Annotated in this window: 15 protein-coding genes; 8 read left to right on the top strand and 7 right to left on the bottom strand. The window is 45.6% G+C overall.

The window, feature by feature from the left end:
* Position 1 precedes the first annotated feature (1 nt).
* Positions 2 to 592: an ATP-dependent Clp endopeptidase proteolytic subunit ClpP gene (gene clpP / locus CSHOW_RS00700; RefSeq protein ID WP_002949394.1), complete on the bottom strand. Its 591-nt coding sequence runs from the start codon at positions 590 to 592 to the stop codon at positions 2 to 4.
* Positions 592 to 1908: a trigger factor gene (gene tig / locus CSHOW_RS00695; protein WP_002949395.1), complete on the bottom strand. Its 1317-nt coding sequence runs from the start codon at positions 1906 to 1908 to the stop codon at positions 592 to 594. The genes clpP and tig overlap by 1 nt, the downstream gene beginning before the upstream one ends.
* 139 nt (positions 1909 to 2047) lie before the next feature.
* On the opposite strand from tig, the gene folE reads away from it, so the two are divergent.
* The 3 genes from folE to CSHOW_RS00680 all read left to right on the top strand — a co-directional run bounded on the left by folE (position 2048) and on the right by CSHOW_RS00680 (position 4749).
* Positions 2048 to 2650, top strand: coding sequence for a GTP cyclohydrolase I FolE (gene folE, locus CSHOW_RS00690; RefSeq protein ID WP_002949405.1), 603 nt, complete (start codon positions 2048 to 2050; stop codon positions 2648 to 2650).
* Positions 2650 to 3954 (top strand): flagellar protein export ATPase FliI, encoded by a 1305-nt coding sequence (fliI, locus tag CSHOW_RS00685; RefSeq protein WP_002949409.1) that lies wholly within the window; start codon positions 2650 to 2652, stop codon positions 3952 to 3954. Before folE ends, fliI begins: the two co-directional genes overlap by 1 nt.
* A 114-nt stretch (positions 3955 to 4068) precedes the next feature.
* On the top strand, positions 4069 to 4749 hold the full coding sequence (locus tag CSHOW_RS00680) for a hypothetical protein (RefSeq protein ID WP_002949416.1): 681 nt from the start codon (positions 4069 to 4071) through the stop codon (positions 4747 to 4749).
* 153 nt (positions 4750 to 4902) lie between these two features.
* Here CSHOW_RS00680 and CSHOW_RS00675 read toward each other — a convergent pair whose 3' ends face one another.
* Positions 4903 to 5646, bottom strand: coding sequence for a hypothetical protein (locus CSHOW_RS00675; protein ID WP_002949419.1), 744 nt, complete (start codon positions 5644 to 5646; stop codon positions 4903 to 4905).
* Entirely contained in the window at positions 5637 to 6002 is a 366-nt protein-coding gene (locus CSHOW_RS00670; protein WP_002949422.1) for a hypothetical protein, read from the bottom strand. Before CSHOW_RS00670 ends, CSHOW_RS00675 begins: the two co-directional genes overlap by 10 nt.
* 427 nt (positions 6003 to 6429) lie before the next feature.
* Between CSHOW_RS00670 and CSHOW_RS00665 the strand changes: the two genes are divergently transcribed.
* Both CSHOW_RS00665 and CSHOW_RS00660 read left to right on the top strand, forming a co-directional pair.
* Positions 6430 to 7608 carry a NifS family cysteine desulfurase gene (locus CSHOW_RS00665; protein WP_039895395.1) on the top strand — a complete coding sequence of 393 codons (1179 nt, stop codon included), beginning with the start codon at positions 6430 to 6432 and terminating at the stop codon, positions 7606 to 7608.
* Between the two features lie 385 nt (positions 7609 to 7993).
* A complete protein-coding gene (locus tag CSHOW_RS00660) occupies positions 7994 to 8986 on the top strand; it encodes an iron-sulfur cluster assembly scaffold protein NifU (protein ID WP_002949428.1) in 993 nt (330 codons plus the stop codon).
* 132 nt (positions 8987 to 9118) lie between these two features.
* Here CSHOW_RS00660 and CSHOW_RS00655 read toward each other — a convergent pair whose 3' ends face one another.
* Positions 9119 to 10225, bottom strand: a complete 1107-nt coding sequence (locus CSHOW_RS00655; protein ID WP_002949430.1) for a hypothetical protein — start codon at positions 10223 to 10225, stop codon at positions 9119 to 9121.
* Positions 10226 to 10490: 265 nt separating this feature from the next.
* On the opposite strand from CSHOW_RS00655, the gene CSHOW_RS00650 reads away from it, so the two are divergent.
* From CSHOW_RS00650 to CSHOW_RS00640, 3 genes are all read left to right on the top strand, one after another.
* The gene (locus tag CSHOW_RS00650) at positions 10491 to 10910 is read left to right on the top strand and encodes a TOBE domain-containing protein (protein ID WP_039895398.1); all 420 of its coding nucleotides are present in this window, start codon (positions 10491 to 10493) and stop codon (positions 10908 to 10910) included.
* 206 nt (positions 10911 to 11116) lie between these two features.
* On the top strand, positions 11117 to 13372 hold the full coding sequence (locus CSHOW_RS00645) for a TonB-dependent siderophore receptor (protein ID WP_002949434.1): 2256 nt from the start codon (positions 11117 to 11119) through the stop codon (positions 13370 to 13372).
* A 262-nt stretch (positions 13373 to 13634) separates the two neighbouring features.
* The gene (locus CSHOW_RS00640) at positions 13635 to 15398 is read left to right on the top strand and encodes an ABC transporter ATP-binding protein/permease (RefSeq protein WP_039895420.1); all 1764 of its coding nucleotides are present in this window, start codon (positions 13635 to 13637) and stop codon (positions 15396 to 15398) included.
* 162 nt (positions 15399 to 15560) lie between these two features.
* Here CSHOW_RS00640 and CSHOW_RS10330 read toward each other — a convergent pair whose 3' ends face one another.
* Positions 15561 to 15878: a hypothetical protein gene (locus CSHOW_RS10330; protein WP_002949437.1), complete on the bottom strand. Its 318-nt coding sequence runs from the start codon at positions 15876 to 15878 to the stop codon at positions 15561 to 15563.
* A 222-nt stretch (positions 15879 to 16100) separates the two neighbouring features.
* Positions 16101 to 16631: a chemotaxis protein gene (locus CSHOW_RS00630; protein WP_039895399.1), complete on the bottom strand. Its 531-nt coding sequence runs from the start codon at positions 16629 to 16631 to the stop codon at positions 16101 to 16103.
* Positions 16632 to 16687: the final 56 nt, after the last annotated feature.

Genomic DNA, 16687 nt, shown 5'->3' with positions numbered 1-16687 from the left:
TTTACTTAAAGCTTTTCTCCAAAACTTTATCTATAAGCCCGTACTCTTTGGCTTCGGCAGAGCTCATGAAAAAGTCTCTGTCGGTGTCTTTTTGGATTTTAGCCAGTTTTTGACCCGTATTTTTAGCTAGGATCGCGTTTAAAATTTCTTTCATACGCAAGATTTCCTTCGCCTGTATCTCAATATCCGTCGCCTGTCCGCGCGCGCCGCCTAAAGGCTGATGGATCATGATACGCGAATTTGGCAGCGCATAACGCTTGCCCTGCGCCCCGCAGCTAAGCAAAAACGCGCCCATAGACGCCGCCTGACCTATGCAGATCGTGCAGACGTCGGGCTTGATGTAGTTCATCGTATCGTAAATGCTAAATCCGCTCGTTATCACGCCGCCAGGACTGTTTATATATAGATATATGTCCTTATCCGGATCTTCAGCCTCTAAAAACAGCATCTGAGCCACGATCGCAGACGCCATACCGTCCTCGATCTCGCCGCTAAGCATTATTATACGGTCTTTTAGCAGGCGCGAGTAGATATCGTAGCTTCTCTCGCCCTTGCTCGTACGCTCGATGACGTAGGGGATGTAGTAGCTCATTACTCCGCCTTTTTCTCTTTCTTATCGCTCTTTAGCGCAAACATCTCGTTAAATAGCTTCTCCTCGATCATCGACATTTTGATCGCAGGCAAAATTCCTTGATTTTTATAGTTTTCAAGGTGCTGTTTCGGATCTACGCCCGAGCGATACGCCTCAAAATAAACCGCTTGGATCAGCTCTTGATCGCTTACTTTGATATCTCTGCGGCGCGCTAGCTCGTCTATTATAAACGTTAGCTTCACGCTTTTTACGGCGTCGTCGCGGTATGTCTCGCGCTGTTTGGTTAGAGCGTCTTTATCCTCTCTAAATTTAGCCATCTGCTCAGGCGTAAAGCTGCTCCAAGCGCCGCGGAACTGCATGTCCATCTCTTGCTCTACGATGTTTTTCGGCACGTCGAAGTTAAATTTAGCCACGATCGCGTCGGCAAATTTAGGCTTTAGCTCCTCGTTTACGTTTTTAGCGTGTTTCTCGGCTTTGATCTGCTCTTTTAGCCTCTCTTCAAACAGCTCAACGCTTACCTTTTCCTCGCCCGGCATGATACGTTTTAGCGTCTCTTCGTCGATCTCTTCAGGCACTTTTTTGCCTTGGATTTCGTGTAGTTTTACTTTAAACGTAGCGTCTTTGCCCGCAAGGTGCGCAGCGCCGTACTCGGCAGGAAATTTAACCTTCACATCGCGCTCTTCGCCGACTTTTAGTCCGATCATACCGTCCTCAAAGCCGGGTATAAACTGACCTGAGCCGATTTCTAGCAAGTAGTTTTCGGCTTTGCCGCCCTCAAACGCCTCACCGTCCACGAAGCCCTCGAAGTCAAATTTAGCAAAATCGCCCTTTTCAAGTGCGGCTTTTTCTATTTTTTCTAGTGGGGCCATCATTTTCAAAATTTCGTTTTTTCTCTCGTCGATCTCTTTTTTGGTTACGCGCGGAGTGCTGACGCTCTCTATCAGCTCCTCGTAGCCGTCGATGTTTATAACTGGTTTAAACGAAAGCTCGATCTCTGTGTCTATCTCGTTTTCGCCTCTATCAAATTTAGTCACGATCGGCTCGCCGATAACCTCTTCAAATTTTCTATTTAGCTCTTTTAGTCCAGCGTCTATGACGTCTTTTAGCGCGTCTTGCTCAGCATCGGCTGTTAGTTCTTTTTCGTAACGTTTTAGCACTACGTTCACAGGCACTTTGCCCGCTCTAAATCCGTCTATTTTCATATTTTTCGCAGCTTTTTTAGCAGCATTTTCGAGTTTGGATTTTACGTCCGCGCTCGGTATTTTCGCACTCAGCGAAGCATTTACGGCGTCGATCGCCTTGGTTTTGATTTGCATTAAATTCCTTTAAAAAATAAAAATTTCCTAGAGTGTAGCAAAATTTTCCTTATTCATAGTATAAATTTAAGCGCGCGAAAGGCGAATTTAAGTAAAATCATTTATCAAATTTAGATAGCGAAATGAATCAGGAACGCAAATGCAAGAAAATTTAAAAAATGAGATTTTAAAAAAAGAAAAGTTTGAAAGCTGCGTCGAGCAGATGCTAAATCTAGTCGGCGAAGACCCGCACAGAGAAGGTCTAGCCAAAACTCCCGAGCGCGTTTTTAAAGCTTACGAGTTTTTAACGAGCGGCTACTGGCAAGACCCCAAAGTCGTGTTAAACGACGCGCTGTTTGATAGCTCAAATAACGAAATGGTGCTCGTGCGCGATATCGAATTTTACAGCCTTTGCGAGCATCATTTGCTGCCATTTTTCGGGCGCGTGCACGTAGCCTATATCCCAAATCACAAGGTCGTGGGCCTTAGCAAAATCCCGCGTATGGTAAATATCTTCGCCCGCCGCCTGCAGATCCAAGAGCAGCTCACCGAGCAGATCGCAGAAGCCGTGCAAGAGGTCATCAAGCCAAAAGGCGTTGGCGTCGTCATCGAGGCGCGCCACATGTGCGTGGAGATGCGTGGCGTAGGCAAGATCAACTCGACCACGACCACGTCGGCGCTGCGGGGCTGCTTTTTAAAGAGCAGCGAGACTAGACGCGAATTTTTCTCCCTCATAAATTCGCACAAAGAAGTGAGATTTTAGTGGGTTTAGATAGCTTAAAATCAAAACTGGGCGCAAATTTATCTCTCTCTAGCGTCTTTGGCGTGATCGAGCGAATTTCCGCTACGACGATAGAGATTTCGGGCCTTCGCCCTAGCATCGGCGACATCGTGCAAATTTGCGCCAAAGACAAGAGCAAAAGCGGACTAGCGATGGTGACTGAGGTGCGGCAAAATACCGCGCTTATCTCGCCCTTTGGCTTTGTAGAAGGCTACAAAATCGGCGACTTCGTCTATCAAAGCGACCAAGGCATGAAAATCCCCGTCGGAGACGCTCTTTTAGGGCGCGTAGTCGATCCTTTTATGAATCCAAAAGACGGCAAAGGAGCGATCGCCGCCACCGAGTACGCCCCGATAATGCGCGCTCCGATCGATGCGATGAAACGCGGGCTGATAGATGAAATTTTTAGCGTCGGAGTTAAAAGCATCGACGGACTGCTAACCTGCGGCAAAGGCCAAAAACTTGGCATTTTCGCGGGTTCGGGCGTAGGCAAAAGTACGCTCATGGGCATGATAGTGAAAAACTCGCAAGCTCCGATCAAGGTTGTCGCCCTCATCGGCGAGCGCGGCCGCGAGGTGCCGGAGTTTATAGAGAAAAATTTACGCGGCGATCTAAGCGGCACCGTCGTCATCGTAGCCACCAGCGACGATAGCCCGCTGATGCGAAAATACGGCGCCTTTTGCGCTATGAGCGTGGCTGAATACTTCAAAAATCAAGGCAAAGACGTACTTTTTATCATGGATAGCGTGACGAGGTTTGCCATGGCGCAGCGAGAGATCGGACTGGCGCTGGGCGAGCCGCCGACGTCTAAGGGCTATCCGCCATCCGTGCTCACCCTACTGCCTCAGCTGATGGAGCGCGCGGGCAAAGAGGAGGGCAAAGGAAGCATAACGGCCTTTTTTACCGTACTAGTCGACGGCGACGATATGAGCGATCCGATAGCCGACCAGAGCCGCTCGATCCTAGACGGCCACATCGTGCTTAGCCGCGAGATGACGGACTTTGGCATCTATCCGCCTATAAATATCCTAAACTCCGCCTCGCGCGTGATGAGCGACATCGCAACCAAAGAGCACAGAGCAAACGCCGCCAAGCTAAAACGCCTCTACTCGCTTCTAAAAGAAAACGAAGTGTTGCTACGCATCGGCGCGTATCAAAAGGGCAGCGACAAAGAGCTTGACCTTGCCATCTCGAAAAAAGAATTTATAGATAACTTCCTAAAACAAGACGCCGAAGAGGGCTTTAGCTTCGAGCAGACGCAAGAGCTGCTAGGCGGGATAAACTAGTCAAATTTAGGCTTCGCGGGCAAATTTGAGCACGATTTATCCTTCTTGCTTTTAAATTTGACGGGTTAAATTTAAGCCAAATATTTTTATCGAGCGGCACACAAAGGATCAAATTTGAGCAGAAATTACGACGAAAATCCGCTGATTTTACAGGATGATTTTTACGTTATCGCGCTTAGTTGCGTATTCTTGCTCGGCTTTAACCTTTTTATGACGTTTTTGATATTTTTTAGCGGTATGGTAGGCTGGCAAAGCGACTCATTTTGGGAAGTTTTCGCAGCGGAAGCAATGCGAACCCACGGGTTTATTTGGATGTTTGCATCCGTGATTCTTGCAAACGCTTTAGCCGCCGCCGACCTAATCAAAAAGCTCAAAAATCCCTCCCCCGTTTACCTTTACGAGGATAAAATTTACCAAACCAAAAAGGGAGTAACGATAAATTTAGCAGATATCGCCCAAATGCGAAAATCGCCCTATCAAATTTTAGGAGCGACACCAAAGAAACCGCTTTCCGCGGTAGTGATCCCGTTTATGTTCGTATTGGCCGCATTTATTTTTTATGCGCTGATTTTTATCGCTAAATGCGTGCTCAGAGCCTTTGATAAGGACGTAAATTTAAGCTACTTTTGCAACCTTGCCCTGTTTAGCCAAACGAGCGTTATAAATATTTATTTCATCTCAAAATCAGACTACGCCGCGGTTCGGGAGTATTTTGCGGCGAAACTGGGCGCCTATATCGAGGATGCGCCCTGGACGATCAAATTTTACGACGCCAGAAACCTTCAACGGCTTTAAATTCGGCGGCCGCTTTGTTCGCCTTGCATTAAATTTACCGAGCAAATATACGCATTTATCCCGTATCGCCGCCAAATTTACATCTTAAAGACGCGGGTTTTAAGCGCCGAGATTTCACCGCCTTTGTCTCAAGTTAGCGGCGCGAGCCTTGATTTACTGCGTTCGGTTGCCGACTTTCTCGGTTTGGTTTCTGCAAATTTCATTGACCTGCTCACCCTCGCTATTTCGTAAGATAACCTCGTAGTCTATGTACTCGCTTCCTTTGTCAAGCCCACCCAAATCTCTAAATTTCGACAATATTATTTCAAAGGATTTTACGTCGTCTAGGGTAAATTTGTCGCTTATTTTGGCGTATTTGAAATTTTTACTAGGAAGCATATAAAAATCTCTAAATTTTTGTTTTAAATTTAGTGTGTAAATCGTCGTGGACGCAGCACCGTTATCGTAGCCATTGACTTTACTCTCATCAAAGGCAAGCGCGAGGCAAATTTCATCCCCGCAAACGACTTTTGTATCTTTAGCGAGGCTATTTACGCGCACGGTTTGTTGCCGTTCTTCCCCCTTAATCTCAAAGGTATTGCGAGCGAGCTTTTTTGCTATTTTATCTCCGCTATAGCCTCTTGCCTCAAGCTTATCAGGACGAACAAGCCAAGGCTCATTAGGATTTTTAGGAAAGCTTTCAAGCGAGATTTGAAGCCCTCTTATGGCATTTAAATTTTCCTCGGTGCCTTGCGGAGCTGCAAAAGAGGTGCCTCTCATAGAGTGTAGATTAAAGAAACCGATAAATTTTCTCACGACCTTATACGCCGTTTGAGAAAATATCTTGGCTTCGTTTTCAAAAAGAGAAATATCGTAGATGCCGTATTCATAATATTTAAGTTCTCTTCTTACCCACATCTCATCTGGCGAGCGGTCGATCTCGTCGTATCCATAGTAGCGCCCGGCATATCTTTTTGCAAAAAAAGGTCTTCTTTCCTCTCGTCTTTATATCTAAGCCAGACTCCGGTTTCGTTTTTAACATATAAATGGTCAAATTTTATGCCTTTTGCAAATCTGCCTTTTCCAAGCCAAAATACGGGTCTTTTTTCTAGGGGAGGCAGAGTGGCAACCGGAGGCAAATTTTGCAGTTCTTTTTCAAATTTTTCATCGATATAGTCGCACGCGCTAGTGGGCATACCAGGATCGCAACCCTCGGGCGTATCGACCGAAAAAAGCGAGGTTAGGATTAAATATACAAGTAGCACAAAAACCACGCAAGCGCCGCCTATAACCCAAGCAATAATTTTTAAAATTCTTTTAAGAGTTTTTATATCTAAATTTTATACCATTTCGCCTGAAAAACCACAAATTGTAACTTTAAATTTGCCTTTGCGCCGCGTCAAATTTGGATTTATTTTGCCGATTTTCATCCAAAATGCAAAAATTTTAATTTTTAAATTTTCTAAAACCTTAAGAAATCAAACTAAGTTTAGGATATATTTTATCTTTTTATATCAAATTTGACTGAAATGGCGACGTTTTGCTCATTTGATAAGGAATTTCAATATATAAACTCTATCAAAAACCGGCTAAATTTGAAAAAACTAAGCTAAAATTTTAATCAAAAATTTATAAAAATTGTTATATTATCCTCGCGAAAATAAAAGGGATAAAATATATCCTAATTGATAAAGGTCAAGCGTGAGAGTATATCTAGACAACAATGCCACGACAATGGTCGATCCCGAAGCTTTCGAGCTTATGAGGCCGTTTTTTTGCGAAAAATACGGCAACCCAAACTCGCTTCATAGATTTGGCTCCGAGACGCACCCGGCGCTTCGCCGCGCGATGGATCAGCTCTATGCGGGCATAAACGCAAGCGATAACGACGATATCGTGGTAACAAGCTGCGCCACCGAGAGCAACAACTGGGTGGCTAAAGGCGTATTTTTCGATCATATATTAAATAAAGACAAAGATCACGTCATAATTAGCGCCGTCGAGCATCCGGCGATCTCGGCGACCTTTGAGTTTCTCAAAAAATACGGCGTTCGCGTGAGCCGCGTGCCAGTCAACGAAAACGGTCTGCTCGATCCAAACGACCTAAGAAAGCTCATCGACGACAAAACCGCACTCGTTAGCATCATGTGGGCAAATAACGAAACGGGCACGATTTTCCCGATAAAAGAGTGTGCGGCGATCGCCCACGAGTACGGCGCGCTATTTCACACCGACGCGACGCAAACCGTCGGCAAGATCAAGATAAACGTGCGCGAGATGGGCGTGGACTTTATGAGCTTTTCGGCGCATAAATTTCACGGGCCAAAGGGTGTAGGCGGCCTATACATCAAGGATTCGCAAAAGCTAACGAGCCTGCTTCACGGCGGCGAGCACATGGGCGGCAGGCGCAGCGGGACGCTCGATGTCGCAGGTATCGTCGGCATGGCGCAAGCACTGGAAAACAGTAACAAGCTAATCGAGTTTGAAAATCTGCACGTTAGACGCCTGCGCGACAAGCTCGAGGACGCGCTGCTACAGCTACCCGACGTCTCGGTCGTGGGAGATCGCGCTCACAGGCTACCAAACACCATCCTAGCCGCCATAAAAGGCGTCGAGGGCGAGGCGATGCTGTGGGATCTAAATCAGGCCGGTATCGCGGCATCCACGGGCTCGGCGTGCGCGTCCGAGACCCTAGAGAGCAACCCGATAATGGAAGCCATCGGCGCTAGCAGCGATCTGGCACATACGGCGCTGAGGCTGTCGCTGTCGAGGTTTAATACCGAAGAAGAGATCGACTATGCGATAGAGCATATCAAAAAGGCGGTGGTGAGGTTAAGAAGCATATCAAGCACGTACGCTTACAACCCTAACGGCAAGTAACGGCTTGTCTTTTGAGCGCTTTTTGCGGAGCTTGCTAAAATTTAGCTCGGCGGACTACTTGTCCAGCCTACGCTAAATTTTACCTGTACAACCCCAAAAATCATCTCAAAACAAGCGTAGCGTTTTTGCGAAGCAAAATGTTTCTATAAAATACTTCGCCTGAATGTTTTGTGTTCAAATTTAAGATTAAATTTAATTGAAATTTGAGCTTTATAAGCCCAAATTTGAGTTAAATTTAAAAGGAAGCGGGCGGCAGTATCGCGAGATGGATTTGAATGTTGTGAAGCAAAAATGAGCAAGGCTAACCAAATAGGTTGCCGCAGCGATATTTTTGCAAGCTCATTCAAAGACGCTCGCGAGACAACGCCTCTAAAAAGGAAATAAAATGGCAAAAAATAATCTAATCGGCGGCTCCATCTGGGACGAATACTCCCAAAACGTCCAAGACCGCATGAACAACCCGAAATTTATGGGCGAGATAACGCAGGATGAGGCAAAAGCAAGAGGCGGCAAGCTCATCGTGGCGGACTTTGGCGCAGAGAGCTGCGGTGACGCGGTGAGGCTATACTGGCTCGTGGACGAGAAAACCGACCGCATCATGGACGCTAAATTTAAAAGCTTTGGCTGCGGTACGGCGGTGGCTAGCTCAGATACGATGGCCGAGCTTTGCATCGGCAAGACCGTGGATGAAGCGGTCAAAATCACCAACATCGACGTAGAAAAAGCCATGCGCGACACCCCAGACGTCCCAGCCGTCCCGCCACAAAAGATGCACTGTTCGGTCATGGCCTACGACGTTATCAAGGCCGCCGCGGCGCAGTATAAGGGCGTGGATCCTGAGCATTTCGAGGACGAGATCATCGTGTGCGAGTGCGCGCGCGTGAGCCTAGGCACGATCAAAGAGGTCATCCGCCTAAACGACCTACACACGGTCGAGGAGATCACGCAATACACCAAAGCAGGCGCCTTTTGCAAATCCTGCGTGCGCCCGGGCGGACACGAAAAGCGCGAGTATTATCTCGTGGACATCCTCGCAGACACCAGAGCCGAGATGGAACAGGAGAAAAAGCAAGCCATCATCGACGCGCAGGTTTCAGGCAAATTTGACGACGTGAGCTTTGAAAATATGACCGTCGTGGGCCAGCTAAAGGCCATCGAGAGCGTCATAGATAGAGATGTTCGCCCGATGCTGATGATGGACGGCGGTAATATGGAAATCCTCGATTTGCAAAAAGACGCCGAGGGTAAATTTGACGTCTATATAAGATATATGGGTGCTTGTAGCGGCTGCGCGAGCGGTGCGACTGGCACACTATACGCGATCGAAAACGTATTGCAAGAAAACCTCAGCCCAAATATCCGCGTCCTACCTATCTGATCTGCTTTACATGGCAAATTTGACGCGGCTTAGGGCTCAAATTTGATTAAATTCGGGGCGGTTAATTTAGCCACCCTACTCTACATTATTTACAAATTTAAACATCGAGTTTAACCTCGCCGTTTTTAAATTTCACTCTTTTATTTCCTTATAAAAGCTTAAGTTACGAGCCAAACAAACAACGATCGTTATCAACAGTATCGGTATCAGCGGCAAATACAAATAAACAAAAGTCGCTGCTGCATCACTACTATGAACAGCCTTGCCTTCCAAAAACAACGAACCCACTGGATAATACAAAACCAGCGTCATGATCGCAAAATTTTCTATCGCGAAAATCGTATTGCTTTTTTCGGGATTTTCGACGAAAAGTTTGCTATATCTGCGTCCTGAAACAAAAAATGCGCCTACGCAAATGGCGCTAAATATGAACGCTCCAGATAATCCCTTGTCGGGGTTTGAAGATATAATCAAAAAAGCCATCGCCGCAAAGCTCACGAAGGCAAATCTAACTAAAAGATGAATCTGATATCTGCGCTTTAAATTTTCGGGGATTTGAGCTAGAGCTTTGCCGTATTCTAGCGCTTCGGCCTCCTCGTCGCTTTGGCTTGGCTCGGTTTCATGGCTCGCGCCCTCAAATTTCGGCTCAAATTCGGTTGCGTCGCTTTGATTGGCTTGCACTTGGCTTAAATTTTGCCCATTAGTCGTCTCGTCTGCGACTACTTCGCTGATTTTCTCTTGCGATTTTAGTACTCTTTGCGGCAGATATACGGTTTCATCGGCGGCAAATTCGTCGTTGGCATTGTGGGCTATTATTGCAACGGGCGTCATTATGATGGTAAAAATCATAAGCGAGCCATCAGGACCAGCACCTGATTTTATCTGAAAATACAGCGCTATTACGCTAACCGTGATGAGAAAAAGTGCGATAGTTTCAGCGCTTATCAGGCTAAAAGCTTTGCCCTCGTCGCTAAACAAAAACACGCTGTATCGCTTATGCCTAAGCGCACTCAAGCAAACAAGTGAGATCAAAGCCGATACAAAAAGCGCCATCCCGAATGCAAAAAGCGAATACGGATGCGTGTGGTCTACATTCCAAAGCGATAAAAGAAAAACGATAAAACTCATAAAAATACCCGCAAAAAGATACTTGAAAAAACGCCACCTATCGTAGCTTTTTAAAATCTCTTGCGGAATTTGACTGATGTCGACGGCGACTTTATCTTTTTGAGTTTGCATTTTTGCCTCCTTTTTTGTTATTTTAGCCTAAATTTTAATTCTATCATCACCAAAACCCATTTGCCCCGAATTTCAATTTACGAAATTAAATTTTTCTACTTCATTTATCAAAATACCTAAAATTCCGATAATCGTTAATGTAGAATATTTTAGTGACAAAGTTAGAATTTTGCATATTCGTTTTTTAAGTTTTATAAAAGTTTAAGTTGTTAATATTCGCTCAGATTTTAATACGAAATCAAATTTAATCACAAAGGAAAACACAATGTTTAGCGCAAGAAATCAACTGTCAGCACAAATCACAGAGGTAAGAGAGGGGGCGGTAAACTCTCTAGTGGTAGCAAAATTGCAAGGCGGAGAGACAGTAAAAGCAACCGTAACCGTAGATAGCCAAAAGGCTCTAGATCTAGCAGCAGGCAAAAAGGTAGTTTATCTATTTAAAGCTTCTTCTATCATAGTAGCTAAAGGCGAGAACGGTCTAAAACTAAGCGCTACTAACCAACTAAAAGGTAAGGTAGTAAAAGTAGTGGAGGGTGCGGTAAACGCTGAAGTAGATATCGAGATAGCTGGCGGCGATAAGCTAAGCGCTATCATCACTAACGAGTCTGCTAAAAACCTAGCTCTAAAAACAGGTGATGAAGTAACTGCTATAATCAAAGCTAGCCACATTATCATAGGCGCTTAATTCTTTTAAATAGCGAGCGGATTAATAGGGCGCTCGCTGAATTTTAAATTTGATTCAAATTTATATCGCTTAACCCAAAATACTAAATTTATCCGCTCAAATTTAACCCCTGTTTTCTCTTATTTAGCACTTGTTTGCTCTTTATTTTTTCTTAAATATTTTGATATATAATTTGCCTAATCATTATCAATATTAAGGAGAAAATTTTGAACGCTCAATGCAAATTTGTGGGTTTATCTATGTGCCTTGCTTGCTCGCTTTACGCAGTCGATGCAAACCTCGGCGAGGTGACCGCCTACGGCAAAACAGACATCTCGGCCACCGAGGGTACGGGCTCATATACGACGCAAAACATGAACACTGCGACGGGGCTTGATTTAACTATCCGCGAAACGCCACAGACCGTCACCATTATCCCCGATCAGCTCGTTAAAGATCTAAATTTAAACGACGTAGATAAGGCGCTAAGCTATGCGCCGGGCATTACGACTACGAGCAGGTTTGGCATGAATCTACCGATGTCTAGAGGCTTTAACATCGATAACATCCAAGAAGACGGCATGCAGTCCACCACTGCGCTTGCTGCGCAGGGGCTCTACGGCCAGTCCAAAGAGCATACCGACATGGCGTTTTATGACCGCGTGGAGGTACTTTGCGGCGTGGCGGGTTTGACGCAGAGTAACGGCGAGCCCGGCGGTACGATAAATTTGGCCAGAAAGCGTCCGCAAAAGACGTTCGGAGCAAATTTATCCCTAGGTATAGGCAGCTGGGATACATACCGTAGCGTAGCAGACGTGACGGGCGGGCTAAACTCCGACGGCTCAGTCCGAGGCAGAGTAATCGGCGCTCTTGGCAAGGATGGGTCGTTTAGGGATATAAAAGGTAACAAAAGAGGCGCAGTCTCTGCGATGATAGAAACCGATATAGGCGACTCCACGAACGCGCTTGCCGGGATAATCTACCAAAAAAGTAGAGGCGTCTACGATCCGTTTGGTGTACCCGTGGTCGGCAAGAACGGCGAGGAGTTAAATTTAAACCGCAAAACGACCTTTATATCAGACTGGAGTCGTGCGATCTACGAAAAATATAACCTATTTTTAGATCTTGAGCACTATTTTAACGACAGCATCAAGGCTTATGCCAAATTTAACTATACCGATAGCAAGAGCACTCTCAAATTCGGCGGCTGGCACGGAGTAAATCGCGATCCGATTACCAGATATATCGGCTACGATAGATACGACAACGCAAGTAAAGAATTTAGCTTTAAAACCGGTATCGACGCAAACTATGATTTATTTGGTCAAAATCACGACTTTTTCACCAGCATTACGATGTCTCGCGAGACCTTCACGCAGCACGACAGAGACGTATTTACGGGCGCGGCAAATCTCACCTATAATACCTTCAACAAAGGCCTCATAAATAACGAACCAAACTGGGGAGATATGACGGCTCTTTGCGCGCTGGGTACCAACTGCTACAATCTACACTATAACACTAAAATTTACCAACAGATGTTTACGATCGGCACTAGGTATAACTTTAGCGACGACTGGCATTTACTCCTTGGCGCTAGATACTCGTGGTTAAAGAGAAATAGCACTACCGACAACTACCGCCGAGGCACGCATACGGTCACACAAGAGGTCAAAAAGCACAAACTAACGCCGTATATCGGCCTTACGTGGGATTTTGCCAGAGATCACTCGCTGTACGCCAGCTACACCGAGATATATAAGCCCCAAACTGCTACAGATAGAAATGACGAGATACTGAAGCCTATCGTGGGCTACAACGCCGAGATCGGTCTAAAGTCCGAGTTTTTTGACGGCGCGCTAAACACGACCGTAGCGCTGTTTCAGATCGAACAAGAAAATCGCGCGATACAAGACTACGAGTACTACGTCGCCACGAATAAAAACAGAAGCGTAGCCGAGGGTAAAGTACGAAGCCGCGGCCTTGATATCGAAGCAAACGGCGCGATCACCGATAGGTGGAAAATTTTCGGCGGATATACGTATAATAAAAGCGAATACATGAAAGACGAAACGCACAATCCTACAAGTGTCGACTACCGCAAAGGCGCAAATGCAAAGCCTTGGATACCAAAACATATTGTCAAGGTCTACACAAGCTACGAGCTGCCTCTAGTCGCGCAGCAAAAGCTAGTCTTTGGCACGGGCGTACGCTATCAGACCAAGACCAACAACATGTACTCAAGATACAATATCACGACCGGCGCGTATTATCCGGCTAACGACATTCCGGACCAAAAGGCCTACGCGCTATGGGATGCGAATATCGCGTATTATTACGACAAGCACTTTAACGTAAATTTATCCGTCAAAAACATAACCGACGAGAAGTATTTTATCAATCAAAATAACCGCGTGGCCGGACAAAATAACTTCTACGGCGAGCCTAGGAACTTTATGGTGACGTTTAATTACGCATACTAATCAGGCTATTGCGCACCTGCTTTTCGGACTTAGCTAGGCTCGTAAAATTTATAAATACGAGCCTCTAGCGTAAATTTGTTTTACTTATTTACGGAGCTAAATTTGCTCAAATTTAACCTTTCTCGGCTTGCGGGATACGAATTTACTCGTCCGTAAAGCGCGATTAAATTTGCGGTAAAATTTGAAAGATAAATTTCTGCGCAAAAGTCATAATGCACCGTCAAGCAAGGCAGGCGAACATAAAATTAAAAAAAGGCTAAATTTGCAAATTTTAAAGAAGTTTTTCATCATCGCAGGCTGGTTTTGGACGGGCAAGCGCTCACTAGCGGCGTGGGCGATGCTGGCCGTGACGCTGGGAGCTAGCCTAGCCATCGTCAAGGTCGCGACGCTCATGAACGCATGGGATAAAAAATTTTACGACGCGATCGAGAAATTTCAAAAAGATCTCATGCTCCCGCTTGTGGGCGAGTTTCTTGTCTATACCGCGATTATCGTGCTATTTATCGTGATCGGAAACTGGTTTAAAAAGCTGCTTGTGATCTCGTGGCGCGAAAGTCTAAGCGAAGAGATGGAAAATCTATGGCTAAAAAACGCAAATTTTTACCGCTTGTCCGGCGCCACGGGCTTTGATAACCCGGACCAGCGTATCGCCGAGGACAGCCTCCTACTCGCCGATAAAAGCGTAAATCTAATAAAATCCATGGTTTACAACCTCTCCAAGCTTTTTGCTTTCGCCTTTATCCTCTGGGAGGCGTCAAAAGTACTGCGCTTTAGCGCGTTTGGACACGAGTTTGCGCTGGAGGGCTTTTTGGTCTACATCGCGCTCGTTTATACACTTTTTAGCTCGCTAATCACGCACCTAATCGGCCGCAGTCTAAAGCGCCTAAACTACGAAAAACAGCAGGTCGAGGCCGACTACCGCGCAAATCTACTAATCACTCGCGAAAACGCCGAAGCCGTCGCGCTGATGAAGGGTGCGTGCGCTGAAAAAACGCGCTTTAGAACAAGCTTTAGCGAGGTAGTGCGCAACTGGCGCGTCATCATGAACACCGAGTTTCGCCTAGAGTGCTTTTCGGCTAGCTACTTAAAAATCACGAATCTAATCCCCATCTTCGCCTGTTTGCCGCTTTATTTCGCGCACGCGATGACGTTTGGCGATATGATGCGGGCGCGCTCGGCGTTTTACAGCGTGCAGGACGGCTTTGCGTGGTTTATGGACTACTATAGGCAGATCATGGAGTGGGCTGCGAGCGTGGAGCGCGTGTATAAATTCATCGAGATCGCGCAGGCAGCGGACTCTAAGGTCAAATTTGACGCTAAATTTAGAGAGCATAACAGCGATCTTGACGACGTCAACAAACCTGCCCAGGTAACGGCGGCAAATTTGGCGCAGGATAAATTTAAGAGCGTTAAATTTGACGAAAACGCCGAAGCAAACGAGCTGAGGTGTAAAAATTTACAAATTTTTACCCCGAGCGGCGAAAGGTTAGTTTGCGGGCTAAATTTGAGCATAAAAAGCGGCGAATGGGTGCTGCTACGCGGAGCTAGCGGAACGGGCAAAAGCAGCGTATTTAGGTATATCGTGGGCATCTGGGATCACGGCTCGGGCGATGTTTGCTTGCCGTGCGGGACGATGGTCGTGCCGCAAAAGCCGTTTTTAGCGCGCATGAGTCTAAGGCGGCTTATCGCGTATCCTAGCGATTTGCAAGGCGCCGATGCCGATTTTGAAGGAATTTTACGACGAGTGCGGCTAGAGAAATTTATCCGCGAACTAGACGAAGTTAAAGATTGGGGCAAGATTTTAAGCGGCGGCGAAGCACAAAGGCTTGCATTTACTAGGGTTTATTTTGCGCGGCCCGCATTTTTACTGCTTGACGAGGCAACTTCGGCGCTTGATAGCGTGCTGGCAAAAGAGCTTTTAACCGCCCTGAAGCGCGACTTTACGCACCTTAGCGTACTAGCTATCACACACCAAGAGGAGCTTAAATTTATTTTTGACAAGGTTATAGATATAGATAAAATTTAAAAATTATCGCTAAATTTTTAGTCCTATATTAAGCCCGTTTTGTTAAATCAATACACTTACGCGCCGGAGCGTTTTATATTTTATTTTTTATCAAAACGACCGCATTTTATCTTTTTGTATCGGTTCAAAGAGCACGATTTAACGCAAGTTCCAAATTTACGGTTAAACGGTCTCCCAAAATCTCGGTTTCGTTTTGATCGTATCCTTATTTTTCTCGTGCAAAATTTGCAAGAACTCTTTAAAATTTGGAGTAAAAATCGAAGCCGCTGGCGCAAATTTATACTCGCTCGTGCCGTCTTTCTCAAACTCGTCCGCAAAACAAATCCGCCAAATTCTAGCGCTATTTATCCATATTTTCGTACTCTCAAGCGCTGTAATTTGCTCAAATTTATACCTAGACGCGAGTTCCTGCCCTCTAAAAACATAGATGTAATTTTGATCAAACCAAAGGCTTTCACGCGAGATGAAAAACCGCTCCAACCAAAGTAAAAATGGCCGTACGGAAAGTCTTTTTATCGCGCTTGATTCGCCTATTGCAGCGAGCTGACGCGGGCTAAGCTTGCTAGGATTTCGCCAAAATATCGTCCAAACAATCCCGCCAAAAAGTAAAACGTTAAAAGTTATGATTAAAATTGCGGTTATTTTTAAAATTTGAGCCCTTTCAAAAATATGAATTTAGCCTCCGTGTCGCTTGCGCCGAGCTCACGCTGCTTTTATGCCGCCATTAAATTTAGCGCCTTTAAATTTGAGTTCGCCGCAAAATCTTTTGCCAAATTTTGCCTCGACGATGAGAACTAGCACGAAAAATATCTTTTCGTCGTTTAAAAAAGAAATTTGGCGCAAGGTTTGATTTGCTCCATTAAATTTGACGCCGTTTTCGCGTAATGTGCGGCAAAACTCGGCCTCATCAAAGCCTAGTTTTTGCGAGATTTCAGCGATCGTATAGGGCTCGAGCGAGGCGATGATGCGGTCCATGTTGCACATGCTAGGATTTTTGCGACGAGTGATGACGTCTGTAAATTCATTTGCGAGTTTGATGAGCTTTTTCTTGCGATTTATCACGTGTAAAACGGCTGCAAGCGCAACCAAAAAGCCCGCAAATTTATGTGCGCCCATCCAAAATTCGCCATACTCTCCGAGCGCGAAATTTACCCCCGAAAACGCGAGCAAACTAAGCCCCAAAATCAGCGTGCAAATGAGGCAAAATTTATAAACAATCTCGAATTTAAGCATAAAATCCCCCAAAATATATTTTCGTAATTATACATTTTTAAAATAAGCAATATTTT

This window comes from Campylobacter showae (assembly GCF_004803815.1).
Classification (GTDB): domain Bacteria; phylum Campylobacterota; class Campylobacteria; order Campylobacterales; family Campylobacteraceae; genus Campylobacter_A; species Campylobacter_A showae.
The sequence above is the reverse complement of the archived record's forward strand: the minus strand, read 5'-3'. Positions and strand labels throughout refer to the sequence as shown.

Coding starts and splice junctions, on each gene's coding strand:
- CSHOW_RS00650 (WP_039895398.1), top strand. CDS start 10,491: ATGTTTAGCGCAAGAAATCAACTGTCAGCACAAATCACAGAGGTAAGA.
- CSHOW_RS00630 (WP_039895399.1), bottom strand. CDS start 16,631: ATGCTTAAATTCGAGATTGTTTATAAATTTTGCCTCATTTGCACGCTG.
- tig (WP_002949395.1), bottom strand. CDS start 1,908: ATGCAAATCAAAACCAAGGCGATCGACGCCGTAAATGCTTCGCTGAGT.
- folE (WP_002949405.1), top strand. CDS start 2,048: ATGCAAGAAAATTTAAAAAATGAGATTTTAAAAAAAGAAAAGTTTGAA.
- clpP (WP_002949394.1), bottom strand. CDS start 592: ATGAGCTACTACATCCCCTACGTCATCGAGCGTACGAGCAAGGGCGAG.
- CSHOW_RS00655 (WP_002949430.1), bottom strand. CDS start 10,225: ATGCAAACTCAAAAAGATAAAGTCGCCGTCGACATCAGTCAAATTCCG.
- CSHOW_RS00675 (WP_002949419.1), bottom strand. CDS start 5,646: ATGTGGGTAAGAAGAGAACTTAAATATTATGAATACGGCATCTACGAT.
- CSHOW_RS00660 (WP_002949428.1), top strand. CDS start 7,994: ATGGCAAAAAATAATCTAATCGGCGGCTCCATCTGGGACGAATACTCC.